This window comes from Mesorhizobium sp. P5_C1, assembly GCF_054049815.1.
Map to the genome: position 1 here is coordinate 1 of NZ_JBFULQ010001256.1, position 738 is coordinate 738.

2 pseudogenes are annotated in these 738 nt (G+C 59.0%); both read right to left on the reverse strand.

What is annotated here, in order from left to right:
* Nucleotides 1–435 (reverse strand): annotated as a pseudogene (locus ACXJ7R_RS35220) (glycosyl hydrolase); the annotation flags it as partial.
* A pseudogene (locus ACXJ7R_RS35225) lies at nucleotides 432–738 on the reverse strand (hypothetical protein); the annotation flags it as partial. The pseudogenes ACXJ7R_RS35220 and ACXJ7R_RS35225, both read right to left, overlap by 4 nt.

Here is a 738-nt window from a genome sequence, read left to right on the forward strand (position 1 = left end):
GGTGACACCCCAGTTGTTCGGCTCGTTGTCACCCTCGAACGCGAGTAGCGCGCCAGCTTCAGCAAGCACCTTCCCTGTTTCGACCAACTTCTTCACATCAGTCCCGCCACTGACCAATCCCCAACTCACACGCACGCCGGTTTCGCGATGTAGATCCAGAAAGGTTTGGATGGTTGTGGGACCCTTGTCGCTCAGACCTTCTATTCCCGCCCTTACCCATCGAAAGCCGCAATAGCGGACCATCTCGATGGTCCTAGCCAACGGCTGGCCGCGATCGGGGAATGTGGTAACGACGCCGATACTATTGAGAAAGTCGTTCGTCGCAACCGCGGTTTTGGGCGCAGCAAATGAATGGCGAGGTGATATGGACACAACAGCCAGCGCCACCCATGCGCCGACGAGGAAGCGAAGCATTTTGGAAGGGATGATCGTCATTGCCTGGAACTCCACCCTTCTCGCCATGGCGCATCGCATTCCCTCGGCAACACCTGGCGGGTTTTCCGTAGGCGTACCCCGGYGCCGCCGCCATTCTCGGCGATGAACTCGACGACGGCGAGGGGCACGCCCAAGGCCGGGAGATGCTTCGCAAGCTCCGCCATCCCGAACCGTTGTTGACCATCGTTGGACCGTTCCCCGGTTTCAGGTTTGACGCTAAATCCGGCAACTGGCGGAATTGGCCCACTGCCACGAGATGGCGGGCTTTTCATTTGTCGCGCTGTGCCGCGATCCGTTTTAATG